This window comes from Amycolatopsis sp. NPDC045836, assembly GCF_056431745.1.
Map to the genome: position 1 here is coordinate 21,950 of NZ_JBWKKF010000023.1, position 26,520 is coordinate 48,469.

The window sequence follows — 26,520 nt, forward strand, 5'->3', positions numbered from 1 at the left end:
GGGCTCATGACACGCACCGTCCGCACGGCGGCCGTGCTGTGCGCGGCCGGGGTGCTGCTCACCGGCTGCACGCTGTTCTCCGGTTCCGACGAACCCGCCGACGACGTGACCACCATCAAACTGGTCACCCACGACTCCTTCGCCGCCCCGCAGGAGATCCTGGACGCGTTCCAGCAGCAGTCCGGCATCCGCATCGAGGTGCTCAAGGAGGGGGACGCCGGCGCGCTGACGAACAAGCTGGTGCTGACCAAGGCCAGCCCGATCGCCGACGTGGCCTTCGGCGTCGACTCCACCTTCGCCAGCCGGGCGCTGGCCGAGGGCGTGTTCGAGCCCTACACCAGCCCGGAGGCCGACCGCGGCCCGCAGCGCTACGCCATCGACCCCGAGCACCGGCTCTCCGCGGTCGACGTCGGCGACGTGTGCGTCAACATCGACACCGCCTGGTTCGCCGAGAAGGGCCTGCCCGAGCCGGCCACCTTCGACGACCTCGCCGACCCGAAGTACAAGGACCTGCTGGTGGTCGAGAACCCGGCGACCAGCTCACCCGGCCTCGCCTGGCTCTTCGGCACCGTGGCCGAGTACGGCCCGCAGGGCTGGCCCGACTACTGGTCCCGGCTCAAGGCCAACGGCGTCAAGGCGGTCAGCAGCTGGGAGATCGCCTACAGCCAGGAGTTCTCCGGCTCCTCCGGCAAGGGCTCGCGGCCGATGGTGGTCTCCTACGCCTCTTCGCCCGCCGCGGAGATCGGTGAGGACGGCAGGCCGCGGACCAGGGCGCTGCTCGACACCTGCTTCCGCCAGGTCGAGTACGCCGGCCTGCTGGCCGGTGGCAAGCAGGCCGACAAGGCCGGGCGGGTGGTCGATTTCCTGCTCTCGCAGCAGTTCCAGAGCACGGTCGCGGAGAACATGTTCGTCTACCCCTCGCGCGAGGGCGTCGAGCTGCCCGCGAGCTGGGTGCAGGCGGCACCGCAGCCGCCGAAGCCCGCCTCGCTGCCGGGTGAGGAGATCCAGGCGAACCGGGAGCGGTGGATCGAGCAGTGGCGCGGACTCATCGAGGGCTAGCCCTCCTCGCCCTCCTGCCGGTCGGCTTCCTGCTCGTCTTCTTCGCCTGGCCCGTCGCCGCGATCATCGGGCTCGGGTTCGGCGACGGCGGTGTCGCCGAGGTCCTCGGCCAGGCGCCGACCTGGCGGCTGGCCGGGTTCACCCTCGGGCAGGCGGCCGCGTCCACGGTGTTGTCCGTGCTCGCCGGACTGCCGATCGCCTTCGTGCTGGCGCGGCTCCGGCTGCCGGGGGTCGCCCTGGTCCGGACCCTCGTGCTGGTGCCGTTCGTGCTGCCCACGGTGGTGGTCGGGCTGGCCTTCCGCGCGCTCTGGCCGGACGGCGGTGTGCTCGCCATCGTGCTGGCCAACGCCTTCTTCAACGTGGCCGTGGTGGCGCGCACGGTCGGCGGGCTCTGGTCGCACCTGGACCGCCGGGCGGAGGAGGCGGCCCGCGCGCTGGGCGCCTCCCCGTGGCAGGCGTTCCGCTCGGTGACGCTGCCGCGGCTGACCCCGGCGATCCTCTCCGCGTCGGCGGTGGTGTTCCTGTTCTGCTCCACCAGTTTCGGCGTGGTGCTCATCCTCGGCGGCGGCCGGTTCCGCACCCTGGAAACCGAGATCTACCTGCGCACGGTCAACCTGCTGGACCTCTCCGGCGCGGCGGCGTTGTCGCTGGTGCAGTTGCTCGCGGTGGTCGCGGCGCTGGTGCTCGGCGCGTTCGCCCGGCGCCGGCGCGAGACCGCGTTGCACCTGCGTGCGGCCGCGGAGGCGGTGCGACGGCCGGAGGGACGCGAATGGTGGGTGGTCGCCGCCGCGGTCGTGGTGCTGGGGTTGCTGCTGACGCCGATCGCCGCGTTGCTGTCGAAGGCGAGCCTCGCCGGGTTCGAGGGGCTCGCCACGACCGGTGGGGCGCTGCCGGTGTCCGGCTGGGACGCGGCACTGCGCTCCCTGCGCACGGCGACGGACGCGACCGTGCTGGCGATGTGCGTCGGGGTGCTGGCGTCGGTGGTGCTGGTGTCGCTGCGGCGGTCGCCCGGCCGGTTCGCCAGGGGCGCCGGCGAGACCATGGACGCCGCGTTGATGCTGCCGCTGGGTGTCTCGGCGGTCACGGTCGGCTTCGGTTACCTGGTCACCCTCGACGACCTGCCCGGTGACCTGCGCACCTCGCCGCTGCTGGTGCCGTTCGCGCAGGCGCTGGTGATCATCCCGATGATCGTGCGCACGGTGCTGCCGGTGCTGCGCTCGGTCGACGAACGGCTGCGGCAGGCCGCCGCCGCGCTCGGCGCCGGGCCGTGGCGCGCCTGGCGGGAGATCGACCTCCCGCTGGCGGCCAGGTCGCTGGTCGCCGCCGCGGGTTTCGGGTACGTGATCGCGCTCGGCGAGTTCGGGGCCACCAGCTTCCTCGCGCGCCCCGGTGAACCGACGCTGCCGGTGGCGATCGCCGCGTTGATCTCGCGGCCCGGCGAACTGAACAGCCAGATGGCGTACGCGGCCTGCGTGTTGCTGATGCTGCTCACCGCGGCCGTGGTGGCGGTGATCGACCGGCTCAGGCCGTCGACCGGGGAGTTCTGATGCCACTGACCGCCGAGCACCTGACCGTGCGCTACGGCTCGCTGACCGCCGTCGACGACGCGTCGATCGAGATCGCCGACGGGGAGGTGCTGGCGCTGCTGGGGCCTTCGGGTTCCGGGAAGTCCACCCTGCTCCGGGCGATCACCGGACTGGAACCGCTGACCCGGGGCCGGGTGTGCTGGAACGGGGCCGACCTGGCCGGGTCGCCGGTGCACCGCCGGGGGTTCGGGCTGGTCTTCCAGGACGGTCAGCTGTTCCCGCACCGGGACGTGGCGGGCAACATCGCGTTCGGCCTGCGCATGCACCGCGTGCCGAAGGGGGAGCAGGCCGCCAGGGTCACGGAGCTGCTGGAACTGGTGGGGCTCGGCGGGTACGAACGCCGCCGGGTGACCGAGCTGTCCGGCGGTGAGGCGCAGCGGGTGGCGCTGGCCAGGGCGCTGGCCCCGCGGCCGCGGCTGCTGCTCCTGGACGAGCCGCTGTCCGGGTTGGACGCCGAACTCCGGGAGCAGCTGGCCATCGACCTGGCCGCGTTGCTCCGGCGGGCCGGGGTCAGCACGCTGCTGGTCACGCACGACCAGGAGGAGGCGTTCACCCTGGCCGACCGGGTCGCCGTGCTGGAGGGCGGCCGGATCCGCCAGGTGGGGCCGGTGCGCGAGGTGTGGCGGCGCCCGGTGGACGAACGGGTGGCGCGGTTCCTCGGGGTGACCCGGTTCGTCGACGCCACCGGGCGGGACGGGGTGCTCCGGTCGGCGCTCGGCGAAGTCGAGGCGGACGCCGAAGGCGAAGCCGTGCTGGGACTCCGGCCGACGGCGCTCAGGGTCGCGGGAACCGGCGTCCACGGGGAGGTGGTCTCGCAGGTGTACCGGCGCGACCACGTCCGGCTGGAGGTGCGCCTCGACGACGGATCCACAGTGGACGCGGCGGCGCCGGTGCTCGCCGAGCTGGAGGCGGGCGATTCCGTCCGGCTCAGGCTCGACCCGGACGGAATCGCCGTGCTCAGCCGTCCTTCGTGAGGAGGCGCGCGTACGCCAGCGACAGGCCGATCGCGATGTAACAGGCGGCCCGGACCGCCCCTTCGAGCAACCCCGAAGTCGGCATCGGATCGCGCAGCACGTCGGCCAGCGCCTCCCACGAGGTGTTCAGCAGGAACGGGTGCAGCCACGAGAGCGAGTCGAGCAGGCCCAGCACCGACGAGATGATCACCCCGCCCAGCACCGACGCCACCACCAGCATCGGGTGCTCGGTGCACGCCGAAACGGCCAGCGCCACCGCGGCGATCGCCCACACCTGCAGCGTCACCCACAGCACCGCGACGGCGATCTTGCCCAGCACCGCACCGAATCCCGGCGTGGTGCCGGAAAGGGTGAACACCGCGTCGGGCCCGTTCAGGAACAATCCGGTGACCACGCCGACCACGGCCATCGCGGTGACCGCGACCAGCGCCACCAGCCCGACGCCGAGCGCCTTGACCGCGAGCAGCCTGCCCCGGCTGACCGGCGACAGCAGCCAGCCGCGCAGCGTGCCGTGGGCGGCCTCGCCGGCCAGCGCGTCGGCACCGGCCATCGCCGCGGCCAGCGGCAGCAGCAGGCCGAGGCCCATGGTCAGCGCGGCGATCGGCAGGACCAGCGCGTTTCCGGCGGCGGCGACCAGCAGCGAATCACCGCCGTTGTTCGGCCCGTCGGAACCGCCACTCGGCGGACCGTCCACGAAGGTCAGCCCGATGCCGATGACCGCGGGCAGCGCGGCGAGCAGCCCGAGCACCGCCAGGGTGCGCGGGCGGCGGAAGATCCAGCGCAGTTCCGCGCGCAGCAGGCGCGGCACGCCGACCGCCCGCGCGGGCGCGGGGTGCGGCACGGTGGTGGCGGTCATGCGCGTTCCCCTTCGCTCGGGTCGTCCTGCGTCAACCGGGCGAACAGGTCCTCCAGCCCGGTGCGGGCGCGGCGCGCCTCGTACACCCCGACCCCGCCCTTGACCAGGGTTTCCAGCACCTGCGGCGGCGTGGTGGTGCTCAGCTCGACCCGGACCCCCTCCGGGGTGAGCTTGCTCGGCACCCGGTTCTCCCGCAGCACCTCCATCGCCAGTTCGGTGTCCGGAGTGGACACCAGCAGGCTCGGCGAGCCGGACTCCAGCAGTTCGGCCAGCTCGCCCTGGGCGACCACGGTGCCCGCGTGCAGCACGGCCACGTGCGTGCAGGTGGCCTCGACCTCGGCGAGCAGGTGCGAGGAGACCACCACGGTGGTACCCGCGGCGTGCAGTTCGGCGATGATCCGGCGGATGTCGCGGGTGCCCGCCGGGTCCAGCCCGTTCGTCGGCTCGTCCAGCACCACCATGCGCCGCGGCACCAGCAGCGCCGCGGCCAGGCCGAGCCGCTGCTTCATGCCGAGCGAGTACCCCCGGTACCGCCGGTGCGCGGCCCCGGTCAGGTTGACCCGGTCCAGCGCCGACGCGACCGCGCCCGGGATTTCCGCGGTGGACAGCCGCGGTTCGGCGGCGGCCATCCGGAACAGGTTCTCCCGGCCGGACAGGAACGGGTGGAACCCGGGCCCCTCGACCAGCGCGCCGACGTCCGGCAGCGCGCGGCCCGCCCCGTCGGGCATGCGCTCGCCGAGCAGTTCGACCTCGCCCTCGGTCGGCCGGACCAGGCCGAGCAGCATCCGGATGGTGGTGGTCTTGCCCGAGCCGTTGGGGCCGAGCACCCCGAGCACCGCCCCCGACGGCACGTCGAGGTCGACCTGGTCCACCGCGACCGCGCCGCGGTAGACCTTGCGCAGGCCACGGGTCTTCGCGGCCAGCGGGACGGCCGCGGTGGCCGCTCCTCCCGGAACGGCCACCGCGGTCTCCTCCCCCTGGTGGGTGGTGGTCACTTGGTGCCCAGTGCCTCGATGAGCACCTGCTCCGGCACGGCACCGGCGGCGAACCGGCCGTCGTCGGTGAGCAGTGCGGTGCCGACCTTGGTGGTGAGCACGTGGCCGGTGCCGAACGGCCCGCTGACCGGCTTGGCGACCTGCCCGAGCAGCGCCCGCACGTCCACCGCCTCCCGGCCTTCGGCGGCGGGCACCTCGGTGGGCAGCTCGCCGCCGGTCAGCGCCTCCGCCGGGACGCGGCCGGTGAGCACGGTGTCCCAGCCGGTGCCGACGGTCCGCGGGTCGATCGCGTCCTTGGCCTTGTTCGCCTGCTCCTCGGCGTTCGGCGGCAGCTCCGGTGCGACCTCTTCGACCTCGGCCCCGGCAGGCGGGGTGAAGGTGAACAGGTCGGCGGGCTGCTGCTCGACGGTGAACTCGCTGAAGCCGATCTCCAGCGCGGGCTCGGTGGTGCCGTTGGTCAGCACCTCCAGCCGCAGCGGCAGCCGGGTCTCCGAGTCGACGGCCACGCGGATCTCCCGCAGCAGCGTGCGCTCGTCCGGCTTCGGCGTGAGCACCAGCTCGTAGGCCGGGCGGTCGGCCACCCTGGCGGTGCCGTCCACGGTGACCGTGCTGCTCTCGCGCACGGCCGCGAGCAGCTGCCCGGCAGCCGCGGTCGGATCGGTGAGCTGCCCGTTCCCGGTCACGCCCTCGTGCTCGAACTGCCCCTCGGGCACGGTGACCTTGGTGGCGGCGTTCTCCGCGGAGTTGTACGTCCAGACCGTGGTGCCGTCGTGCACCACGGTGTTCTCGCTGCCGCCCTGCTTGATCGCCAGCCGGGTCCTGCCGTTGCCGTCGTTGAACACGCGTGCCTCTTCGAGGTCCAGCGCGCCGACGCCGGGGAGCGCGGTGGGCAGGCCGAGCTGCTCCGAGACGGTCACGGTGCCGCGCAGGGCGGGCGCGTCCGCGGTGAGCACGGACTGGACCAGGTCTTCGGCGCTGACCGCGGGCAGCTCGGGCGGGGCTTCACCGGCGCCGGCCGGCATGGCGATGAAGGCCAGCCCGGCCAGGCCGAGCGCGGTGCCCGAGGCCGCGGCGACGAGGGCTTTCTTCCTGGGTTGCATCGCGTGAACTCCCTGTGGTCCGGTACTGCCAGTGTGGAGGATTCCCGCCACCCAGGCTTCCCTCCCGAGGCTGAGATCGAGCTGAGATGCCCCGGGACGCTGAGAGTTGACTGAGAGATCCGCGGCGCAACCCGGCGTTGGAGGCATTCTGAGAACCGTGAAACCACGGGTACTGGTTGTCGACGACGAGCCGGGTGTGCGGAAGGCGCTGCAGCGCGGGCTGCGGGCCGAGGGCATGGAAGTGATCGCCGCCGCGGACGGGCCGAGCGCGCTCAAGCTCGCCGAGACCGGTGCCTTCGACGTGGTGCTGCTCGACATCATGCTGCCCGGGTTGTCCGGTTACCGCGTGTTGCAGGCGTTGCGGGCGCAGGGCGTGCAGACGCCGGTGCTGCTGGTTTCGGCCAAGGACGGCGAGGTGGACCAGGCCGACGGGCTGGACCTGGGTGCCGACGGCTACCTGGTGAAGCCGTTCTCGTTCGTGGTGCTGGTCGCGCAGGTGCGGGCGGTGCTGCGGCGCGCGGCACCGGACGGCGCCCGCGGGCCGTTGCGCATCGGGTCGCTGCAGGTGGACCGGGCTTCGCGGGAGGTCAGGTGGGGTGCCGAGCCGGTGGCGCTGAGCCCGCGGGAGTTCGCCCTGCTGGAGGTGCTGGTCGGCCGGGCGGGCACGGTGGTGACCAAGGACGAGCTGCTGCGTGCGGTGTGGGGCGACGAGCAGGCAGCCACCCGCAACGTCGTCGAGGTGTACGTGGGGTACGTGCGGCGGAAGCTGGACGCGGTCGGCGCGGGTTCGGTGGTCCGCACCGTGCGCGGGCACGGTTACCTGGCCTCCGACCCGCAGCTGGACGAAGTACTGACCCCGGGGTGAACTGGTGGAATCGCCGCGGCCTGCGGTTCCGGATCACGCTGGTCTCGGCCGCGGTCACCTTCGCCTGCCTGGCCGGGCTGGCGCTGATCGCCGGGCGCGGGCTGGGGCCGCTGCTCATCCGGTCGGTGGACTTCGAGCTGAACCAGGCGCTGGCCCCGGCCGTGGCCGAGGTCACCGCCGGGCGCCCGGCCACGCCGTTGTCCGGGGTGACCGTGCGGGTGCTGGACATCGCGGGTGCACCGCGTGACGGCCTGCCGCCCGCACCCGGCCTCGGCCCGCGGGAGATCCGCGACCTGAAGTCCGGGCTGGCGGTGCGGACCGACGACGACGTGGCCGGTGAGCCGCGCTGGCGGTGGCTCGGCTCGGTGGTGACCGCGCCGGACGGCTCGCAGCGGCTGGTGGTCGTCGGCACCGGGCTGGTCGGGTTCCACGAGGCCGTTTCGGACGGCGCGTTCTGGCTGGTCTGGGTGGCCCTGCTGAGCGCGCTGGTGGCGGCGATGGCGACCTGGCTCGGGGTCCGGTCCGCGTTGCGGCCGGTGGCCAAGATGCGCCGGTCGGTGCGTGAACTGCCGTCCGGGGCGCGGCTGCCGCTGCCCGTGGCCCAGGACGACCTGCGGGCGCTGGCCGCCGACTTCAACGAACTGCTCGCGCGGCAGGAGGAGGCCGCGCAACGGCTGCGCCGGTTCACCGGGGACGCCGCGCACGAACTGCGCTCGCCGGTGGCCTCGATCCGGGTGCAGGCCGAGGTGGCGGTCGCCAACCCGGATCCGGAACTGGCCCAGGAGACGCTGGCCGACGTGCTGGCCGAGGCCGAACGGCTGTCGTCGCTGCTGGACGGGTTGCTCGCGCTGGCGCGGTCGGACGCGGGGGAGCTGCCGCCGGCCGAACCGGTCGAGCTGGTCACCGAGGCGCGGGCCGCGGTCGCGCGCATGCCGGCGGACGCACCGGAGACGCGGATCACCGGGGCCGTCGGTGAGGCGTGGGCGCACGCGTCGCACGCCGAGGTGGAGCTGGTGCTGAACAACCTGCTGCGCAACGCGGCCCGGTACGCCCGCGGGCAGATCGTGGTGTCGGTGCTGGCGGCGCGGTCGAGCGTGCGGGTGGTGGTCGACGACGACGGCCCCGGCATCGCACCCGAGCACCGGGACCGGGTGTTCGACCGGTTCTACCGGGTGGCCGACGACCGGGCGCGGGCCTCCGGCGGCACCGGGCTCGGCCTGGCGATGGTGGCCGAGGCGGTGCGGCGGCGGGGTGGCGCGGTGCAGGTCGGGGAGTCGCCGGAGGGCGGGGCGCGGTTCGAGGTGCGGTGGCGGTCGGCTAGCGTGCCGCGCTTGTGAACAGCGGGAACACCGGGAACACCGGGAACACCGGGAACACCATTGTGGGGGCGGCGATCGTGCGGGACGGCGAGTTGCTCGCGCAGCAGCGGGCCTGGCCGGCCGACGCGGACGGCAAGTGGGAACTGCCCGGCGGGCGGGTCGAACCCGCGGAGTCCGAAGTGGATGCTCTGCGCCGGGAGTGCCTGGAGGAACTGGACGCGGCGATCACCGTCGGCGAGCGGGTCGGCGCCGACGTGCCGTTGCCCGGGGGGAAGGTGCTGCGGGTCTACGCCGCCCTGCTGGAACCGGGGGTCGAGCCGCGGGCGGTGGAACACCGGGACCTGCGCTGGCTGGCCCCGGCCGACCTGGACGGATTGGACTGGCTGCCCGCCGACCGCGTGCTCATCCCCGACCTGCACGCCCTGCTGGCGCGCTGAAGGCACCAGCAGGGCGGCCGGTCACCCCGCGCCGATCAGGCGCAGGGCCGACTGCAGCCGGTGCTCACCCCGGGCCGCGGCCCGCGTGGCGCCCGCCTTGCGGATGCGGTCCAGCTCGGCCGGGTCGGCCAGCAGCGCCTGGGCCGCCGTGCGGATGGGCGAGAGCGTCTCGATCACCGCCTCGCTGACCGCCTCCTTCAGCGCGCCGTACGAGGTGTGCTCGGCGGCCAGCTTCGCCGGGTCCCCGCCGGTGCAGCCGGCCAGGATGTCCAGCAGGTTCGCCAGGCCGGGCCGCTGCTCCGGCTCGTAGGCGACTTCGCTGCCGCCGTCGGTGACCGCGCGCCTGATCTTGCGCCGCAGCGCGTCCGGCTCGTCGAGCACGAACAGCACCCCGGCCGAATCCCGGGTCGACTTCGACATCTTCCTGGTCGGCTCGGTCAGGTCCCGCACCCGCGCGGCGGCGGGCGGCAGCACCGCTTCCGGCACGGTGAACACCTCGCCGTAGGTCGCGTTGAACCGCCGCGCGAGCACCCGCGCCAGCTCCACGTGCTGCCGCTGGTCCTCGCCGACCGGCACCTGGGCGGCGCCCTGCAGCAGGATGTCCGCGGCCATCAGCACCGGATAGGTGAGCAGGCTGAGCCGGACCCCGGCCCGGCCCCCGCTCTTCTCCTTGAACTGGATCATCCGCGCGGCCTCGCCGTAGCTGCAGGTGCACTCCAGCACCCAGGTCAGCGCGCCCAGCTCACGCGCCAGGTCGGACTGCACGAACACGGTCCGCTCGCCCACCCCGGCCGCGATCAGCACGGCGAGCTGCTCCCTGGCCAGCGACCGCAGCACGGCCGGGTTGTGCGCACCGGTCATGCCGTGCAGGTCGGAGATGAAGTACAGGTCGTCCGGCGCGCCCTCGGCCGCCCAGCGGCGGATGGCGCCGAGGTGGTTGCCGAGGTGGGCGTGGCCGGACGGGGTGATGGCGGAGAGCCGGATCAACGGGGTTCCCTTCGGGTCGGCGCCGCCCACGGGTGCCGACACGAAAAACGGCCACCCGATCGGGCGGCCGCGGATTGTCACGCGCAGGTCTCAGGCCGCCGTCGGCGGCCACCACAGCTGAGACGAAGAGCGCATAGCGACCATGCTAGGGGATCAGACCGGCATCGACCAGGTGGTGAACGGGGTTCACCACCGTTCGCCGGAGCTACCTTGAACGGATGTATGTCGTACTGGTCAACTACACGGCACCGCTGGAAGAAATCGACTACGTGCTGCCCGACCACACCGACTGGTTGATCCGGCAGTACGAGCACCGCCACTTCCTGGCGTCCGGCAGGCGCAATCCCCGGGTCGGCGGCGTGATCATCGCCCGCCCGATGCCCCGGGGCAAGCTCGATGCGATCCTCGCCACCGATCCCTTCGCGCTGCAGCACCTGGCGCGGTACGAGGTGATCGAATTCTCCGCCACGCGGACCGCGCCCGAAGTGCGCCTGGTGAACGAAGCACTCACGCACTGAACCTCAGGCGGCGGCCTTCGCCTTCGCCTTCTTCAGCGCGAGCACCGGGCACTTCTTGCACCGGGATTTCGACCGGCAGCACTTGCTCTTGACCTTGCCCGCCTTCATCCACTTCCGCACGAGCGCCTGCGGATCCTTGTGCTTCTTGCCCACGCACACCTCCTGGCCGCGGCCCGTCCCGGAGCCCTCCAGGCTAGGTAAGCCTCACCGATCCCGGGGCGTGGGGCTGATCACACGACCGCGGCAGGTATCCTGGTTGTGATCGCGTATGACCAGCGCCGCTCTCGCGTGCCTTGGATTGGATTCCAACACGGGTATCCGCGGTCGGCCACCCCAAATCCGAAGTATCAGGAGCTCGAGCGTGCCCGCAGCCAGTGTCATCGCCGCCGGAGCCGACCGCGAGACGTCCGGCCGGACCCGGCCCGACCTGCGCAACGTCGCCATCGTCGCACACGTGGACCACGGCAAGACCACCCTGGTCGACGCCATGCTCCGCCAGTCCGGCGCGTTCGCCGAACGGGCCGAGGTGGTGGACCGCGTGATGGACTCCGGCGAGCTGGAACGCGAGAAGGGCATCACCATCCTCGCCAAGAACACCTCGATCCGGCGCCAGACCGGGGACGGGCCGGTGACCATCAACGTCATCGACACCCCCGGGCACGCCGACTTCGGTGGTGAGGTCGAGCGCGGCCTGGCCATGGTGGACGGCGTGGTGCTGCTGGTCGACGCCAGCGAGGGCCCGCTGCCGCAGACGCGGTTCGTGCTGCGCAAGACGCTGGAGGCCGGGCTGCCGGTGATCCTGGTGGTCAACAAGGTGGACCGCCCGGACGCCCGCATCTCCGAGGTGGTCGAGGAGACCCACGACCTGCTGCTCGACCTGGCGGGCGACATCGAGGACGCCGACCTCGACGCGGTGCTCGACCTCCCGGTGGTCTACGCCTCCGCCCGCGCCGGCAAGGCCAGCCTGGAGCAGCCCGCCGACGGCGGCCTGCCCGAGAGCGACAACCTCGACCCGCTGTTCGACACCCTGCTGCGCCACGTGCCCGCCCCGGTCGCCGACCCGGACGGCCCGCTGCGCGCGCTGGTCACCAACCTCGACGCGTCGAACTTCCTCGGCCGCATCGCGCTGATCCGCATCCACGCCGGCAAGCTGCGCAAGGGCCAGACCGTGGCCTGGCTGCGCGAGGACGGCTCGGTGCAGTCGGTGCGCATCTCCGAGCTGCTGGTCACCGAGGCCCTCACCCGCGTGCCTGCCACCGAGGCCAGCGCCGGTGAGCTGGTCGCCATCGCGGGCATCCCGGACATCACCATCGGCGACACCCTGGCCGACGTGGACGACCCGGCGCCGCTGCCCCGGATCACCGTGGACGAGCCGGCCATCTCGATGACCATCGGCGTGAACACCTCGCCGCTGGCCGGGCGCAACGGCGGCGACAAGGTCACCGCGCGGCTGGTGAAGGCCCGGCTGGACCAGGAGCTGATCGGCAACGTCAGCATCCGCGTGCTGCCCACCGAGCGCCCGGACACCTGGGAGGTGCAGGGCCGCGGTGAGCTGGCGCTGGCCATCCTGGTCGAGCAGATGCGCCGCGAGGGCTTCGAGCTGACCGTCGGCAAGCCGCAGGTGGTCACCCGCACCATCGACGGCAAGCTGCACGAGCCGTTCGAGCGGCTGTCGATCGACGCGCCGGAGGAGCACCTCGGCTCGATCACCCAGCTGCTGGCCGCCCGCAAGGGCCGGATGGAGCACATGGGCGGGCACGGCACCGGCCGGATCAAGCTGGAGTACGTGCTGCCCGCCCGCGGGCTGATCGGCTTCCGCACCGACTTCCTCACCGAAACCCGCGGCACCGGCATCGCGAACCACGTGTTCGAGGGCTACCAGCCGTGGGCGGGCGAGATCCGCACCCGGCACAGCGGTTCGCTGGTCGCCGACCGGTCCGGCCCGATCACCGCCTACGCGATGATCCAGCTGGCCGACCGCGGCACCTTCTTCGTCGAGCCGGGTGCCGAGGTGTACGAGGGCATGGTGGTCGGGGAGAACCCGCGTGCCGAGGACCTCGACATCAACATCACCAAGGAGAAGAAGCTGACCAACATGCGCTCCTCCACCGGTGACGAGCTGGAGCGCCTGGCCCGCCCGCGCAAGCTGGGCCTGGAGGAGGCGCTGGAGTTCTGCGCCGCCGACGAGTGCGTGGAGGTGGCCCCCGAGGTGGTCCGCATCCGCAAGGTCATCCTGGACGTCAACACCAGGGCCAAGGAGCGGAACCGGGTCAAGAACCGCGGCTGAGCCGGAACCGGCGGCGGGGCCCGGACGTCTTTCGGACGTCTTCCTGGTAGCGGGAAACCCGGTGTCGGGGTGATCGCTGTCCATGGCAGCATGACGGTCCGGCGAGGGAGAGGCGAGCAGTTGCGGTTGAGGCGCGGAACCACCGGAGGCGGCGCGAACGGGCCGCGGCTGGGCGCCATCGGGTTCCTCGCCGCCGCCCTGCTCACCGGGTGCACCAACACCCCGCCGCCGCCGGTGGTGAGCACACCGGTGGCCGAGCAGTCCACGCCACCGGGTGAAACGCCCTCGCAGATCGTCATCGGCGTCGACGACATCCTGGGCGGGTACAACCCGCACAACCTGGCCGACTCCTCCACGGTCACCTCCGCGCTGGCCGAACTGCTGCTGCCCTCGGTGTTCCGCGCCGGTGAGGACGGCACGCCGCGGCTGGACGAGAACCTGATGGACGCCGCCGAGGTGATCTCCGGCTCGGCGCAGGTCGGCTCGGACATGCCGTTCGTGGTCGCCTACGACATCCGGCCGGACGCGTCGTGGTCCGACGGCGCGCCGATCGCCGCCGAGGACTTCGCCTACCTGGCCAACGCGATGAAGACCGAGCCGGGCGCGGTGGACCCGGCCGGCTACCGGCTGATCTCCGACATCCAGTCCCGCGAGGGCGGCAAGCGCGTCGAGGTGACCTTCTCGAAGCCCTACCCCGGCTGGAAGACGTTGTTCAGCGGCCTGCTGCCCCAGCACCTGTTCAAGGACGCCCCCGGCGGCTGGCGGAGCGCGCTGGAGGGTGGGTTCCCCGCCTACGGCGGCCCGTTCTCCATCAAAACCCTGGACCGCGACCGCGGGGAGATCATCCTCGAGCGCAACGAGCGCTGGTGGGAGAAGCCCGCCGCGGTCGACCGGCTGGTGCTGCGCCGGGCCGACCAGCCGGGCACGGCCGCCGCGCTGCGCAGCGGGACCGTGCAGTTCTCCTTGTCCCGCACCGATTCCACCGGCCTCAAACTGCTCGGTGAACTGGGCGGGTCCGTGCAGTTGCACACCGTGGCCAAACCGCGCCTGGCCAGTGTGCTGCTGCGCCCGAGCGCCGAACTCGCCGACGACCGGGTGCGCGGGGCGATCGCCGCGCTGCTCGACCGCGACAAGCTGATCGACGAGGGCACCAAGGGCGGGTCGTCGGCGCCGCTGCGCGCCGATTCGCTGCTCACGCCGCCGTCGGTCCCCGGTTACCAGCCGACCATCCCGGCGACCGGCGCCCCGGCCGCGCCCGATCCGGCGAAGGCCGGTGAACTGCTCGCCAACGCCGGTTACACCAGGGACGCGGGCAGCTGGCGGGACGCCGGCGGCCGTCCACTGTCCCTTGTGGTCGCTTCACCGGGCAAGCAGGAGCCCTACGCCACGATCGCCAAGGAGCTGACCGCGCAGCTGGTCGCGGCTGGCGTGGACGTGCGCGCGATCAACCCGCAGCCGCGGGAGCTGTTCTCGAACCTGCTCGCCCTGCCCACCGGGGACGAGGCGCAGCTGCCGCCGGTCGACGGCGGCGTCGGGGTGGACATCGCGGTGGTGCCGCAGGCGGTGAGCACGAACCCGGCGCTGACGCTGGCCTCGGAGTTCGGCTGCCCCGCCGACCGGACGAGCGCCGGGACCACCGCACCGGTGGTCCCGGCCAACCCGGCGGCCTTCTGCGACGAGGCACTGCAACCGCGGATCGAGGCCGCGCTGACCGGCATCGGCTCCGCCGCCGCCGGAGTGGTCGAGACCATTGAGCCGGAGCTGTGGCAGCGGCACGTGCTCATCCCGTTGTTCCAGCTCGCGGACACCTTGGCGGTGGGGAAGGGCGTGTCCGGGGTGAGCCAGGGGCCGCCGATGACCGGGCCGTTCGGCAACGCGGTGAACTGGACCCGCGGCAGCAACTGAGCGCACGGCCCGGGTGCGAATTGCGTGGTTGGTCCGCTCGTCACCCTTTGGTCACGATCACCACTGAACTGGTGACCAGGTGGACGCCGCCTTTCTAGCGTGCACCAACGGCCGGCGGTCACAGCCACGGCCAGGTGCTAGGAGGGCACAACCGACATGAGGAGAACCAGAGCGGTCCAGGCGGTCTCGTTGTTCGCCGGCGCGGCGCTCGTGCTGAGCGCCTGCAGTGGCGGAGGAGGAGACGAAGGCGGTGACCCGAACACCGGCTCGGCCGAGGACATCAAGGGCATGGCCGTCGGCAAGGCGCAGACCGGTGAGAACTTCAAGCTGGGCGACGCGCCGAACAGCGACACCGTCACCGTTGCCATCGACCAGGGGTACTCGGCGTACAACAACGACACCCCGGACGCGAACAGCTCGTACAACACCTTCGTGCTGACCTCGGTGCTGTCCGGGGCGAACGTGCTGGACGGCAACAACAAGGTGCTGCTCAACAACGACGTGCTGGAGTCGTGGACGGTCAAGTCCAAGGACCCGCAGATCGTCGAGTGGAAGATCAAGCCGGGGGTGAAGTGGTCCGACGGCGAGGCCTGGGACTGCGACGACTTCTGGCTGGCCTGGCTCTCGCACAGCAACCAGGTCAAGGAGGGCGACGCCCCGGTCTTCCAGTCGGCGTCGATCGCCGGTTTCGACAAGGTCAGCGCGCCGGTCTGCAAGGACGACCTGACCTTCGAGGCCCAGTTCTCCAGCCCCTACCTCGACTACAAGGGCATGTTCAACTCGACCGCGGTGCTGCCGGCGCACGTGGTGGAGAAGAACACCGGCATCGCCGACATCAAGACGCTCAACCTGCAGAGCGACCTCGCGGACCTCAAGAAGGTCGCCGAGTTCTGGAACACCAAGTTCAAGAACTTCGACAAGGCGCTCATGCCCGGCTCCGGGCCGTACATGATCACCTCGTTCGACCAGAACGGGCAGACGGTCACGCTGGAGAAGAACCCGCACTGGATCGGTGCCAAGGGCGGCCCGGCGAAGATCGTCGTCCGCGGCATCCCGGACACCAAGGCGATGGCCACCGCGCTGCAGAACGGTGAGATCGACGTCGCGTCCTCGGTGCAGCCGGACGTCACCGCGGCCAACACGCTCAAGGGCCTGGCCGCGCAGGGCGTCAAGTACGGCTCGGCGCCGCGCCTGTCGTTCGAGCACCTCGACCTGAACTTCGCCAAGCCGATCTTCCAGGAGGAGGCCACCCGCAAGGCGTTCTTCCAGGTGGTCAACCGCCAGGAGATCGTGGACAAGCTGCTCAAGGAGGTCCAGGCGGACATCCAGCCGCTGAACAGCCTGGTGTTCTACCCCGGTGAAGAGGGCTACACCGACGTCTACAGCGACAAGGCGGGCCAGGGTGCCGAAGCCGCCGCCAAGACGCTGACCGACGCCGGTTGGGTCAAGGGTGCCGACGGCATCTTCGCCAAGAACGGCCAGAAGTTCTCGGTGACCATCACGCACAACACCAACGACCGCCGCAAGCAGACGGTCGAGATCATCATCGCCCAGGCCAAGGCCGCGGGTATCGAGGTGGTCGACCAGACCGACCCGAACTTCCTCAAGGGGAACCTGGACAAGGGCGAGTACGACATCGCGCTGTTCGGCTGGTCGGCGGCCCCGTTCAAGGCCGAGCAGCCGCCCATCTACGTGCCGAAGGACCAGGGCGGCAGCCAGAACTACCAGAGCCTGAACGACCCGCGGATCAAGGCGGCCTACGACAAGGCCGTCGCGGCCACCGACGAGAACGTCGCCCGCGAGGGCTTCGCCGAGGCGGACCGGATCATCGCGGAAAACTATGCGTCGCTGCCGCTGTTCCAGACCCCGTCCATGTGGGGCTTCCGCGGCGTGGACCGGGTGTTCAACCAGTCCTACAACGGCGCGCTGTGGAACGTCGGGGAGTGGGCAGTCACCAAGTAATTATGCGCACGACTGAGTGATCATCGATTACTGCGCGGGGCCGGGCGATCACCCGGCCCCGTGTCATATCCGGGTGAAGTCCGTTACCCGGTCGGTACCGGCCGGTAACCGCGGTATTTCCGGACGTTGGTGGGAAGTCACCCTTTGGTCACGATCGCGCGGTAACTGGTGACCCGGCGTGCCCGCGCTTTCTAGCGTGCTCCCGCAGTGCGCCAATTGAGGGTTGCTTGGCGTGACATAAGCTCCGGCTCAACTATCCGGGGCGGGTGGGTCCCCAGGTCCGATGCCCCGGGACCCAGTGCTAGGAGGGCACACGTAAATGAGGAGAAGCAAAGCAGTCTCCGCCCTGTCGCTGGTCGCCGGTTCCGCGCTCCTGCTGAGCGCGTGCAGCGGGGGCGGCAACGAGGGCGGCGACCCGAACACGGGCTCGAGCGCCGATATCAAAAGTATGGCGACGGGCAAGGCCCAGAGCGGTGAGAACTTCAAGCTGGGCGCCGCGGCGAACAGCGACCAGGTGATCGTCGGCATCGACCAGGGCTTCTCGGCGTACAACAACGACACGCCGGACTCCAACAGCTCGTACAACACCTACGTGCTGACCACCGTGCTCTCTGGCGCCGACGTGCTCGACGGCAACAACAAGGTGCTGCTCAACAACGACGTGATGGAGTCGTGGACGGTCACGTCCAAGGACCCGCAGGTCGTCGAGTGGAAGATCAAGCCCGGGGTGAAGTGGTCCGACGGCGACGCCTGGGACTGCGACGACTTCTACCTCGCGTGGCTCTCGCACAACGGCAAGATCAAGGACGGCGAGACGCCGATCTTCAACGCCGCGTCCCCGGCCGGGTACAACCTCGTCTCCGAGGCGACCTGCAAGGACGACCTGACCTTCGAGGCCAAGTTCGAGAAGCCCTACCTCGACTACAAGGGCATGTTCGCCTCGACGCACGTGATGCCCGCCCACATCATCGAGAAGCAGACCGGTATCGCCGACATCACCAAGCTCACCCTGACCAGCCCGGTCGAGGAGCTGAAGAAGGCGGGCGACTACTGGACCAACAAGATGAAGGACTTCGACCCCGCCACCATGCCGGGTTCGGGTCCGTACAAGATCACCGCCTTCGACGCCAACCAGGAGTCGGTGACCCTGGAGAAGAACCCGCTCTGGATCGGGGAGAAGGGCGGCCCGGCCAAGATCGTCGTCCGCGCCATGAAGGACACCAAGGCGATGGCCACCGCGCTGCAGAACGGTGAGATCGACGTGGCCGCGTCGACCCAGCCGGACGCCACCGCGGCGGCCACCATGAAGGGCCTCGCGGCGCAGGGCGTGACCTACGGCTCGGCCTCGCAGCTGACCTTCGAGCACCTCGACCTGAACTTCGCCAAGCCGATCTTCCAGGAGGAGGCCACCCGCAAGGCGTTCTTCCAGGTGGTCAACCGCCAGGAGATCGTGGACAAGCTCCTCAAGGAGGTCCAGGCCGACGCGCAGCCGCTGAACAGCATCGTCTTCTACCCGGGCGAGCAGGGCTACGTCGACCTGTACAGCGACAAGGCGGGCCAGGGCGCCGAAGCCGCTGCCAAGACGCTGACCGACGCGGGCTGGGTCAAGGGTGCCGACGGCATCTTCGCCAAGAACGGCCAGAGGTTCTCGGTGACCATCACGCACAACCAGAACGACCGCCGCAAGCAGACCGTGGAGATCATCATCGCCCAGGCCAAGGCCGCGGGCATCGAGATCACCGACCAGACCGACCCGAACTTCCTCAAGGGGAACCTGGACAAGGGCGAGTACGACATCGCGCTGTTCGGCTGGTCGGCGGCCCCGTTCAAGGCCGAGCAGCCCTCCATCTACATCCCGAAGGACCAGGGCGGCAACCAGAACTACCAGAGCCTGAACGACCCGCGGATCAAGACGGCCTTCGACGCCGCGGTCTCGGCGACCGACGAGACCACCGGCACGCAGCACTACCAGGAAGCCGACAAGTTGATCGCGGACAACTACGCGACGCTGCCGCTGTTCCAGACGCCGTCCATGTGGGGCTTCCGGGGCATCGACAAGGTGTACATGCAGTCGTACAACGGTGCGCTGTGGAACGCCGGCGAGTGGGAGAAGACCAGCTAGCACTGGTCGGATCCCGCTTCTACCGATCGACCCGGCAGGGGATCGGGGCCCGGCCACAAGCCGGCCCCGGTCCCCTTCGGAAGTAGCTGTTGACGCCCGGGACCGGGGCACTACGGTGTACCAGGTATTCCGGGCTCGGCTGCGTTCCACCGCCGGGCCCCGACGAGGAGCAATTAGTTGAACCTGGTTGTCTACGTACTACGACGCATCGCGATCTCGATCCCCATTCTGCTGATCGCGACCTTCCTGTGCTTCCTGATGGTCGCCGGGGCCGGCGACCCGCTCGGCGAACTCCGCGGGAACCCCAACGTCAGCCGCGAGGCGGTCGACGAGCTGGCTCGCCAGCTCGGCCTGGACCAGGGCCTGGTGCCCCGGTACTTCGACTGGCTCGGCAGCTTCCTGACCGGTGACTGGGGCGTGTCCATCGCCCAGGGCCAGGGGCTGCAGCCGGTCTTCCCGAAGGTGATGAGCGCCTTCGAGGTGACCGCCCGGCTGGTCATCGGGACCGAGCTCCTCGCGGTGGTCCTCGGTGTGACCGTCGGCGTGATCGCCGCGGTCAAGCAGTACTCCATCGTCGACTACCTCGCGACCACGGTGGCGTTCCTGCTCTTCTCGATGCCGATCTTCTGCGTCGCCATCGTGTTGAAGCAGTACGCGATCGAGATCAACGTGCTGATCCGCGACCTCGGGTGGGACGAATGGCTGGGCAACCCCTGGCTGCGCACCACCAGTCCGGAGAACCTGCAGGCGGACGGTCTGTTCGACTTCGCCACCAAGTACGTCGGCGCGTTCCTGCTGCCGACCCTGTCGATCATGGCGATCAGCTTCGCCGCGTACAGCCGCTTCCAGCGCGCTTCGATGCTGGAGACGCTGAACGCGGACTACGTGCGCACCGCGCGGGCGAAGGGCCTGTCCTCGTCCCGCGTGATCTTCCGGCACGCCTTCCGGAACGCGCTGATCCCGGTGACCACGCTGTTCTCGGTCAACTTCGCCGCGGTGCTCACCGGGGCGATCATCACCGAGCGCGTGTTCAACTGGAACGGCATGGGCTCGGTGCTGGTCGAAGCCGTTGACCGGAACGACCCGAACGTGCTGATGGGCTGGCTCGTCCTGGTCGCCGCCATGGTGGTGGTTGCCAATCTGATCGCCGACCTGATGTACGGCATCCTGGACCCGAGGATTCGCGTTGGCTGACATGAATTCACTCCTGACCGGTGCGGAAACCGCATCGGAGGGCACGATGGCGGTGCCGGGCGCGACCATGCCCGAGCCGTCCAGCCAGGGCAAGCTGGTGCTGCGGAAGTTCCTGCGGCACAAGGCGGCGATGATCTCCAGCGCGGTGCTCCTGCTGCTGGTGCTGATCACCGTGATCATGCCGATCTTCTGGCCGTACGACTACGAGGAGACCGTCGGCGGCTTCCTGCCGCCGTCCGGGGAGCACCCGCTCGGCACCACGCAGGTCGGCAAGGACATGGTCTCGCAGGTGCTGCGGGGGACGCAGTACTCGCTGCTGATCGCGCTCACCGTGTCGATCGTGTCCACCACGCTGGGTGTGCTGATCGGGGCCAGCGCGGGTTACCTGCGCGGGTTCACCGACTCGGCGGCCTCGCGGCTGACCGACCTGTTCCTGATCGTGCCGCAGATCGCCGCGGCGGCCATCCTGGTCAAGGTGGCCGGCGGCGGTTCGTGGTACGTGGTGGCCATGGTGCTGGCGGCCTTCGGCTGGATGCCGATCGCCCGCATCGTGCGCGCCGAGGCGATGTCGCTCTCGCAGCGGGAATTCGTCGAGGCGTCGCGGGCGGCCGGTGCCGGTACCGGGCGGATCATCTTCAAGCACCTGGTGCCGAACATGGTTGGCAGCATCACGGTGAACGCGACCCTGGCGGTCGCGCAGGCCGTGCTCGCCGAGGCCGCGCTTTCGTTCATCGGCCTCGGTGTGCAGCTGCCGGACACCTCGCTCGGCCGCGTCATCCTGGAGAACTACGCGCAGCTGCAGGGCAGGCCGTGGCTGTTCTTCGGGCCGTTCGTGGTGCTGGTGCTGATCTCGCTGACCATCAACTTCATCGGCGACGGGCTGCGGGACGCGTTCGACCCGCGGCAGCGCCGGATGAAGGCGTGAGCCACCCCGGTACGCGAAGCTGACCCACGGCGGGGATCGTTTCGTCCAGGCGGGAACACCGCCTCGACAACGCGATCCCCGCCGTGTTTTCGCACCACGGTCGGGTGAAAAAGCAGAACGGCCCCCGCCATCCGGCGGGGGCCGTTCCGGTGGGACGGTGGGTCAGTCGGCGACGGGGGCGAGCCTGCCCGCTTCCCACGCCTTGCGCCGCTCGGCCTGCAGGATCGGGTCGGCGACCGGGGCCGCCGAGAGCAGGCGCCGGGTGTAGTCCTCCTGCGGCGAGTGCAGCACCTGGTCACGGGTGCCGACCTCGATCAGCTTGCCGTGCTGCATCACCGCGACCCGGTCCGCCAGCAGGTCGACCACGGCCAGGTCGTGGCTGATGAACAGGCAGGCGAACTGCAGGCTCTGCTGCAGGTCGAGGAACAGGTCCAGCACGCGCGCCTGCACCGAGACGTCCAGCGCGGAGGTCGGCTCGTCGGCGATCAGCAGCTGCGGGTCCAGCGCCAGCGCCCTGGCGATCGACACGCGCTGGCGCTGCCCGCCGGAGAGCTCGTGCGGGTACCGGTTGCGGTAGTGCCCGCCGAGCTCGACGTTGTCCAGCAGGGTCTTCACCCGGTCGTTGAGCGCCTGGCCCTCGACGACCTTGTGCAGCACCAGCGGTTCCGCGATCGACTCGCCGATCGTCATCTTCGGGTCCAAAGTGGACGCCGGGTCCTGGAACACGATGGAGAAGTAGCGGCGCAGCGGGCGCAGCTCCTTGGTGCTCAGCTTGGTGATGTCGCGCCCGGCGATGAACACCTGGCCCTCGGTCGGGTCCAGCAGGCGGATCGCGCAGCGGCCGACGGTCGACTTGCCCGAACCGGACTCGCCGACCAGGCCGAGGATCTCCCCCTTGCTGATGTGCAGCGAGACGTCGTCGACCGCGCGGTTCTTCTGCTGGCCGCGCCTGCCCGGGTACTCCAGCACCAGGTTCTTGATCTCCAGCGCGTACGCCGTTTCCTCGATCTGCGCGGCCAGCTCCTCGTCGGCGAGCCGGATCTCCTCGGTGTCGACCTCGATCGACTCGGTCTCCAGCAGCCGCCTGCCCTCCGGGCGCTGGCCCAGCACCGGCACCGCGGCCAGCAGCTTGCGGGTGTACTCCTCCTTCGGCGAGGCGAACAGCTCGCGCACCGGCGCGGTTTCGACGATCTCGCCCTTGTACATCACCACCACGCGGTCGGCCAGGTCGGCCACCACGCCCATGTCGTGCGTGATCAGCACGATCGCGGTGTTCAGCGTGTCCCGCAGCTTGCGCAGCAGGCCGAGGATCTCCGCCTGCACGGTCACGTCGAGCGCGGTGGTCGGCTCGTCGGCGATGATCACCTTCGGGTCGCAGGCGATCGCCATCGCGATCACCACGCGCTGGCGCAGCCCGCCGGAGAGCTGGTGCGGGTACTGCTTGAACCGGACCGGCGGGTTCGGGATGCCGACCATCTCCAGCAGCTCGACGGCGCGGGCGTCGGCGGCGGCCTTCGACAGGTCCTGGTGCGTGCGCAGCGCCTCGCGGATCTGCCAGCCGATCGTGTACACCGGGTTCAGCGCGCTCATCGGCTCCTGGAAGATCATCGCGATCTCGTTGCCGCGGATCTTGCGCAGTTCGGTGTCCTTCATGCCGCCGAGGTCGGTCTGCTCGAGGCGGCGCTCACCGGCGATCTTGGTCGTCTTCGGCAGCAGTCCGAGCACCGACATCGAGGTCACCGACTTGCCGGAGCCGGACTCGCCGACCACGGCGACGATCTCGCCGGGCGCCACGTCGAACCCGATTCCCTTGACGGCTTCGACGATGCCGTCGTCGGTGGAAAAGGTGATGTGCAGGTCCGAGATGGACAACACGGAACCCGACGTCGTTGTTGCTTCTGTGCTCACCAAGATGCCCTTCGTGGGGGTACACGTAGCGAGCCCGGCAACAGCGCTTTCAACCGCCGAACCGAGGTACCGCTCGCCCGTCACGTACAACTCTGCCCGGCAGGATATCCGAGGTCGCCTCGGGTGGAATACCAACTCGGGAATTAATCTGAACCCGTGATCTCCCCAGAACCCCGCAGGTTGCTGCTGGTCCACGCCCATCCCGACGACGAGACGCTGACCACCGGCGGCACCATCGCCCGGTACGCGGCCGAGGGTGCCGAAGTGACGGTGGTCACCTGCACCCTCGGGGAGGAGGGGGAGATCATCCCGCCCGAGCTGGCCCAGCTCGGTTCCTGGGCGGGCGACCAGCTCGGCGGCTACCGCAGCGGTGAGCTGGCCGCGGCCTGCGCGGCGCTGGGCGTCACCGGGCACCACTACCTCGGCGGCATCGGCCGCTGGCGCGACTCCGGCATGGCGGGCACGCCGTCGGCCGAGCACCCGCGCGCCTTCGTGCGCGGATTGCTCGAGGAGCAGGCAGGCCAGCTGCGCACCCTGCTCGACGAACTGCGCCCGCAGGTGGTCGTCAGCTACGACGACTTCGGCGGCTACGGCCACCCCGACCACATCCGCGCGCACGAGGTGACCACGGCCGCGGTGGCCGGTGCCGATTCGGTGCGGCGGGTGTTCCACACGGTGGCCTCGGCCGGCGACACCTCGCGGGCGCTGGCGCTGCTCCGGGACCGCGAGGGCGTGCCGTTCCGGGTGCCCGCCGACAGCGAACTGCCCGCCACCCCGGACGAACTGATCACCACCAGGGTGGACGTCTCCGGGCACCTGGCGAAGAAGGTGACCGCCCTGCGGGCGCACGCCACGCAGGTGCACGTGGGCGACGGCCTGTTCGCGTTGTCCAACGGCATCGCGCAGCCGCTGGCCACCACCGAGTGCTTCGTGCTGGCCGCCGGGGACGGGGAGGGCGCGGCGACCGACCTCTTCGGCGGGTTGCCGTGATGCGCTGGGTGCTGGCGGTGGTGCTCACCGTGGACGCGGTGCTGCTGGCCGTGCTCGAACTGTTCTTCCTGCCGATGCGCGCCGACGGCACGCTGCTGCCCGCGCTCGGCGCCTTCCCGGTGCCGCTTTCGCTGGTGGTGGCCGCGGTCACCACCCCGTTGCTGGTGCTCGGCGCGCGGGCGCTGGTCGGGCCGCCGTTCGGCGGGCTGGTGCTGGCGGTGTGGGCGGGCACCGCGATCGCCTTCGCCATGTTCGGCCCCGGCGGTGACCGGGTATTCGTCGAGGACTGGCGGGGATTGCTGCTGCTGGCGGTCGGTGCGCTGCCCGGGGCGTTCGCCGTCGGCGGCCCGGTGCGACGACAGGAGGCGAAGCCGTAGTGGGAGAGGCCATTTCGGACGCGCAGGTGGTCAAGGTGCTGCGGCCGTTCGTCCGCGGCTGCGGCCCGGTGCTGGACGCGCTGCGGGAAGCCGATCCGCTCGGCCTGCTGGCGCGCGCGGAACGGCGGGAGGGCAACGCCGAACTGGCCGAGGTGGACCCGACCCTGCGCGACAAACTGCTCAACGGCCTGACTTCGGTGAAGGTTCCCGGTACCGAAGCCTGGGCCGCGATGGACGCCGGCGAGCGCACCCGCTGGTGGGTCAACCGCGTCGGCCGGTTCACCGCGCTGCTCACCTCGATCCCCGGCCTCGGCGGTGCGCTGGCCGACCGGCTGCCGGTGCAGGACGCGCTCGGCGCCGCCGCGCAGGGCCTGCTGCTGTGCGCGATCAGCGGGGAGCACGGCATCACCGAGCTCGGCGACCGGGTGCGGTTGATCGCCTGGGTGCTGTTCGAGCGGGACGTCGACCCGGTGCTGGCCGCCGGGGAGGACGCCGCGCACGACGCTTCGGCGGAGGATACCCGGACCGAGGAACTGACCGAAGAGCTGGCGCGGGCCGAGCACAAGCACGGCAGGCTGACGGTGAAGGCCGCCGCCCGCACGCTGTGGCGCCTCGGGCGCTCACTTCTGTCCATCGTGGACGAACTGGAGAAGCGCCCGCGCGGGCGGCTGGTCCACCGCGCCATCGGGGTGCTCCCGGTGGTCGGCATGGCCGGTGACTACCTGGGGGAGCGGTCCGGGTTGAAGCGGGTGGCCAAGCGCGCCCGCGCCTGGATCGATCAGGGCGGGGCTCAGTAGGTCCAGAACTGGAAGGCGATCCGCCCGACGGTGGAGGCGTTGGCGTTGCCGCCGACGGCGTCGAAGACGAAGTCGGTCAGGCTCCACAGCGCGTTGCCGACGGCGGGCACGGCGAGGATGAGCGCGAACAGCACCAGCGGCGCCCACGGCCGCGCCTTCGCGCCGAACTCCCGCGCCTGCGGGGAGAGGTACGGCTCGATCGCGCCGTAGCCGTCCAGGCCGGGCACCGGCAGGATGTTGATCACGAACGCGAGGATCTGCAGCGAGGCCAGGTAGGACAGGCCGATGACCAGCCCGGCCGGCATCGGGATCAACGCCACCGAAACGGTCAGCAGGATGCCGAGCACCAGGTTGCTCAGCGGCCCGGCCAGCGAGACCCACGACGACACCGACCGCGAGCGCAGCGCCCAGCGGTTGATCCACACCGCGCCGCCGGGCAGCGGGATGCCGCCGATGGCCAGGATCAGCAGCGGGATCAGGATGGAGAACACCGGGTCGGTGTAACGCCGGATGTCCATCGACAGGTAGCCCTTGGCGGCCACCTCGTGGTCACCACCGCGGTAGGCCACGATCGCGTGGCCGAACTCGTGGAGCACCAACGAAACCGCCCAGCCGCCGAGGATCAGCAGCACGGCGCCGGCGGTGCCGGTCCAGTTCCGGTCGGTGATGAACACCCGTCCGGTCAGCTCGTCGAACGGGAACGGGCTTTGCAGCGCCATGAGCACACCACCGGCGACGGTGACGGCGAGCAGGCCGTAGAACAGCGGGCTTGGGCGGGTGGCAGAACGGTGCACTGGTCCAGTCTTCCCCATCGACGTTGGGTGGCGCACGGCGTGTCCGCTTGCGCGAACAGGTCTCGGTATCCCCCGAACACGCTACTCAGCTTGACCTGACCCGATTACACGGGTGTAATCACAACGATGTCATTCGTTGGAGCCAGGGGATCGACGGGTGATTTCGGTACCGCCAGCCTGGGAGTGCGTGGAAGCGAGGAGGCGGACATGCGGGCAGCGATCGACGGAAGGGAAGGGGGCTCGGTCATGGATTGGGGCGAACGCCCGGAGCAGGAACTGGGGGTTCTCACTGATCTTTTCGACCCGGCCGAGGAACAGCAGTGGCAGGAGCGCGCGCTCTGCGCGCAGACCGATCCCGAGGCGTTCTTCCCGGAAAAGGGGGGTTCCACCAGGGAAGCCAAGCGGATCTGCCAGGGCTGCGAGGTGAAGGACGAATGCCTCGAGTACGCGCTGGCGCACGACGAACGCTTCGGCATCTGGGGCGGGCTGTCCGAGCGCGAGCGCCGCAAGCTCAAGAAACGCGTGGTCTAGGCGAAAAGTTCCGTGGACGGCGTGTTCGCCGG

Annotated in this window: 24 protein-coding genes; 17 read left to right on the forward strand and 7 right to left on the reverse strand. The window is 70.7% G+C overall.

The annotated features are described in order from the left end of the window. The first annotated feature begins 6 nt into the window (after positions 1-6). Genes AC07EG_RS32855 through AC07EG_RS32865 form a run of 3 tightly spaced genes read left to right on the forward strand, consistent with a single transcriptional unit; the run spans position 7 to position 3,619 of the window. Entirely contained in the window at positions 7-1,059 is a 1,053-nt protein-coding gene (locus AC07EG_RS32855; protein WP_478257129.1) for a thiamine ABC transporter substrate-binding protein, read from the forward strand. Continuing rightward, positions 1,035-2,606 carry an ABC transporter permease gene (locus AC07EG_RS32860; RefSeq protein ID WP_478257202.1) on the forward strand — a complete coding sequence of 524 codons (1,572 nt, stop codon included), beginning with the start codon at positions 1,035-1,037 and terminating at the stop codon, positions 2,604-2,606. The genes AC07EG_RS32855 and AC07EG_RS32860 overlap by 25 nt, the downstream gene beginning before the upstream one ends. Further along, entirely contained in the window at positions 2,606-3,619 is a 1,014-nt protein-coding gene (locus AC07EG_RS32865; protein WP_478257130.1) for an ABC transporter ATP-binding protein, read from the forward strand. The genes AC07EG_RS32860 and AC07EG_RS32865 overlap by 1 nt, the downstream gene beginning before the upstream one ends. Here AC07EG_RS32865 and AC07EG_RS32870 read toward each other — a convergent pair. The 3 genes from AC07EG_RS32870 to AC07EG_RS32880 are packed head-to-tail and all read right to left on the reverse strand — an operon-like array spanning position 3,603 to position 6,570. After that, entirely contained in the window at positions 3,603-4,475 is an 873-nt protein-coding gene (locus AC07EG_RS32870) for an ABC transporter permease subunit (RefSeq protein ID WP_478257131.1), read from the reverse strand. The two genes, AC07EG_RS32865 and AC07EG_RS32870, sit on opposite strands and share 17 nt — an antisense overlap. Continuing rightward, entirely contained in the window at positions 4,472-5,470 is a 999-nt protein-coding gene (locus AC07EG_RS32875) for an ABC transporter ATP-binding protein (protein WP_478257132.1), read from the reverse strand. Before AC07EG_RS32875 ends, AC07EG_RS32870 begins: the two co-directional genes overlap by 4 nt. Further along, on the reverse strand, positions 5,467-6,570 hold the full coding sequence (locus AC07EG_RS32880) for a LolA family protein (RefSeq protein WP_478257133.1): 1,104 nt from the start codon (positions 6,568-6,570) through the stop codon (positions 5,467-5,469). Before AC07EG_RS32880 ends, AC07EG_RS32875 begins: the two co-directional genes overlap by 4 nt. 145 nt (positions 6,571-6,715) lie before the next feature. On the opposite strand from AC07EG_RS32880, the gene AC07EG_RS32885 reads away from it, so the two are divergent. The 3 genes from AC07EG_RS32885 to AC07EG_RS32895 are packed head-to-tail and all read left to right on the forward strand — an operon-like array spanning position 6,716 to position 9,191. Further along, entirely contained in the window at positions 6,716-7,435 is a 720-nt protein-coding gene (locus AC07EG_RS32885) for a response regulator transcription factor (protein WP_478257203.1), read from the forward strand. Beyond that, positions 7,432-8,772 (forward strand): sensor histidine kinase, encoded by a 1,341-nt coding sequence (locus AC07EG_RS32890; RefSeq protein WP_478257134.1) that lies wholly within the window; start codon positions 7,432-7,434, stop codon positions 8,770-8,772. The genes AC07EG_RS32885 and AC07EG_RS32890 overlap by 4 nt, the downstream gene beginning before the upstream one ends. Further along, a complete protein-coding gene (locus tag AC07EG_RS32895) occupies positions 8,769-9,191 on the forward strand; it encodes a (deoxy)nucleoside triphosphate pyrophosphohydrolase (RefSeq protein WP_478257135.1) in 423 nt (140 codons plus the stop codon). Before AC07EG_RS32890 ends, AC07EG_RS32895 begins: the two co-directional genes overlap by 4 nt. 21 nt (positions 9,192-9,212) lie before the next feature. On the opposite strand, the gene trpS is transcribed toward AC07EG_RS32895, so the two are convergent. Beyond that, positions 9,213-10,178 (reverse strand): tryptophan--tRNA ligase, encoded by a 966-nt coding sequence (gene trpS / locus AC07EG_RS32900; RefSeq protein ID WP_478257204.1) that lies wholly within the window; start codon positions 10,176-10,178, stop codon positions 9,213-9,215. Between the two features lie 218 nt (positions 10,179-10,396). Here trpS and AC07EG_RS32905 point away from each other — a divergent pair, with 218 nt between their 5' ends. Beyond that, positions 10,397-10,696 (forward strand): YciI family protein, encoded by a 300-nt coding sequence (locus AC07EG_RS32905; protein WP_478257136.1) that lies wholly within the window; start codon positions 10,397-10,399, stop codon positions 10,694-10,696. Between the two features lie 3 nt (positions 10,697-10,699). Here the strand turns inward: AC07EG_RS32905 and AC07EG_RS32910 are convergent, their stop codons facing one another. Then, positions 10,700-10,849: a hypothetical protein gene (locus AC07EG_RS32910; protein WP_478257137.1), complete on the reverse strand. Its 150-nt coding sequence runs from the start codon at positions 10,847-10,849 to the stop codon at positions 10,700-10,702. A gap of 208 nt (positions 10,850-11,057) precedes the next feature. Here AC07EG_RS32910 and typA point away from each other — a divergent pair, with 208 nt between their 5' ends. The 6 genes from typA to AC07EG_RS32940 all read left to right on the forward strand — a co-directional run bounded on the left by typA (position 11,058) and on the right by AC07EG_RS32940 (position 21,091). Further along, entirely contained in the window at positions 11,058-12,983 is a 1,926-nt protein-coding gene (gene typA, locus AC07EG_RS32915; RefSeq protein WP_478257138.1) for a translational GTPase TypA, read from the forward strand. A 177-nt stretch (positions 12,984-13,160) separates the two neighbouring features. Beyond that, entirely contained in the window at positions 13,161-14,888 is a 1,728-nt protein-coding gene (locus AC07EG_RS32920) for an ABC transporter family substrate-binding protein (protein WP_478257205.1), read from the forward strand. A gap of 156 nt (positions 14,889-15,044) precedes the next feature. After that, positions 15,045-16,850 carry an ABC transporter family substrate-binding protein gene (locus AC07EG_RS32925; RefSeq protein WP_478257139.1) on the forward strand — a complete coding sequence of 602 codons (1,806 nt, stop codon included), beginning with the start codon at positions 15,045-15,047 and terminating at the stop codon, positions 16,848-16,850. 319 nt (positions 16,851-17,169) lie between these two features. After that, positions 17,170-18,972 carry an ABC transporter family substrate-binding protein gene (locus AC07EG_RS32930; RefSeq protein ID WP_478257140.1) on the forward strand — a complete coding sequence of 601 codons (1,803 nt, stop codon included), beginning with the start codon at positions 17,170-17,172 and terminating at the stop codon, positions 18,970-18,972. A 177-nt stretch (positions 18,973-19,149) separates the two neighbouring features. Next, positions 19,150-20,166: an ABC transporter permease gene (locus tag AC07EG_RS32935; RefSeq protein WP_478257141.1), complete on the forward strand. Its 1,017-nt coding sequence runs from the start codon at positions 19,150-19,152 to the stop codon at positions 20,164-20,166. 1 nt (position 20,167) lies between these two features. Further along, positions 20,168-21,091 carry an ABC transporter permease gene (locus tag AC07EG_RS32940; RefSeq protein WP_478257142.1) on the forward strand — a complete coding sequence of 308 codons (924 nt, stop codon included), beginning with the start codon at positions 20,168-20,170 and terminating at the stop codon, positions 21,089-21,091. Between the two features lie 162 nt (positions 21,092-21,253). Here the strand turns inward: AC07EG_RS32940 and AC07EG_RS32945 are convergent, their stop codons facing one another. Then, complete coding sequence (locus tag AC07EG_RS32945) at positions 21,254-22,999, reverse strand: ABC transporter ATP-binding protein (RefSeq protein WP_478257143.1); 1,746 nt, start codon at positions 22,997-22,999, stop codon at positions 21,254-21,256. Positions 23,000-23,179: 180 nt separating this feature from the next. On the opposite strand from AC07EG_RS32945, the gene mshB reads away from it, so the two are divergent. The 3 genes from mshB to AC07EG_RS32960 are packed head-to-tail and all read left to right on the forward strand — an operon-like array spanning position 23,180 to position 25,163. Beyond that, positions 23,180-23,989 (forward strand): N-acetyl-1-D-myo-inositol-2-amino-2-deoxy-alpha-D-glucopyranoside deacetylase, encoded by an 810-nt coding sequence (gene mshB, locus AC07EG_RS32950; RefSeq protein WP_478257206.1) that lies wholly within the window; start codon positions 23,180-23,182, stop codon positions 23,987-23,989. Continuing rightward, positions 23,989-24,366 (forward strand): hypothetical protein, encoded by a 378-nt coding sequence (locus AC07EG_RS32955; RefSeq protein ID WP_478257144.1) that lies wholly within the window; start codon positions 23,989-23,991, stop codon positions 24,364-24,366. Before mshB ends, AC07EG_RS32955 begins: the two co-directional genes overlap by 1 nt. Next, positions 24,366-25,163: a hypothetical protein gene (locus tag AC07EG_RS32960; RefSeq protein ID WP_478257145.1), complete on the forward strand. Its 798-nt coding sequence runs from the start codon at positions 24,366-24,368 to the stop codon at positions 25,161-25,163. Before AC07EG_RS32955 ends, AC07EG_RS32960 begins: the two co-directional genes overlap by 1 nt. On the opposite strand, the gene AC07EG_RS32965 is transcribed toward AC07EG_RS32960, so the two are convergent. Then, positions 25,157-25,957, reverse strand: coding sequence for a site-2 protease family protein (locus tag AC07EG_RS32965; protein WP_478257146.1), 801 nt, complete (start codon positions 25,955-25,957; stop codon positions 25,157-25,159). The two genes, AC07EG_RS32960 and AC07EG_RS32965, sit on opposite strands and share 7 nt — an antisense overlap. A gap of 207 nt (positions 25,958-26,164) precedes the next feature. On the opposite strand from AC07EG_RS32965, the gene AC07EG_RS32970 reads away from it, so the two are divergent. Beyond that, positions 26,165-26,488 carry a WhiB family transcriptional regulator gene (locus AC07EG_RS32970; protein ID WP_153029281.1) on the forward strand — a complete coding sequence of 108 codons (324 nt, stop codon included), beginning with the start codon at positions 26,165-26,167 and terminating at the stop codon, positions 26,486-26,488. The last annotated feature ends 32 nt before the right edge of the window (positions 26,489-26,520 follow it).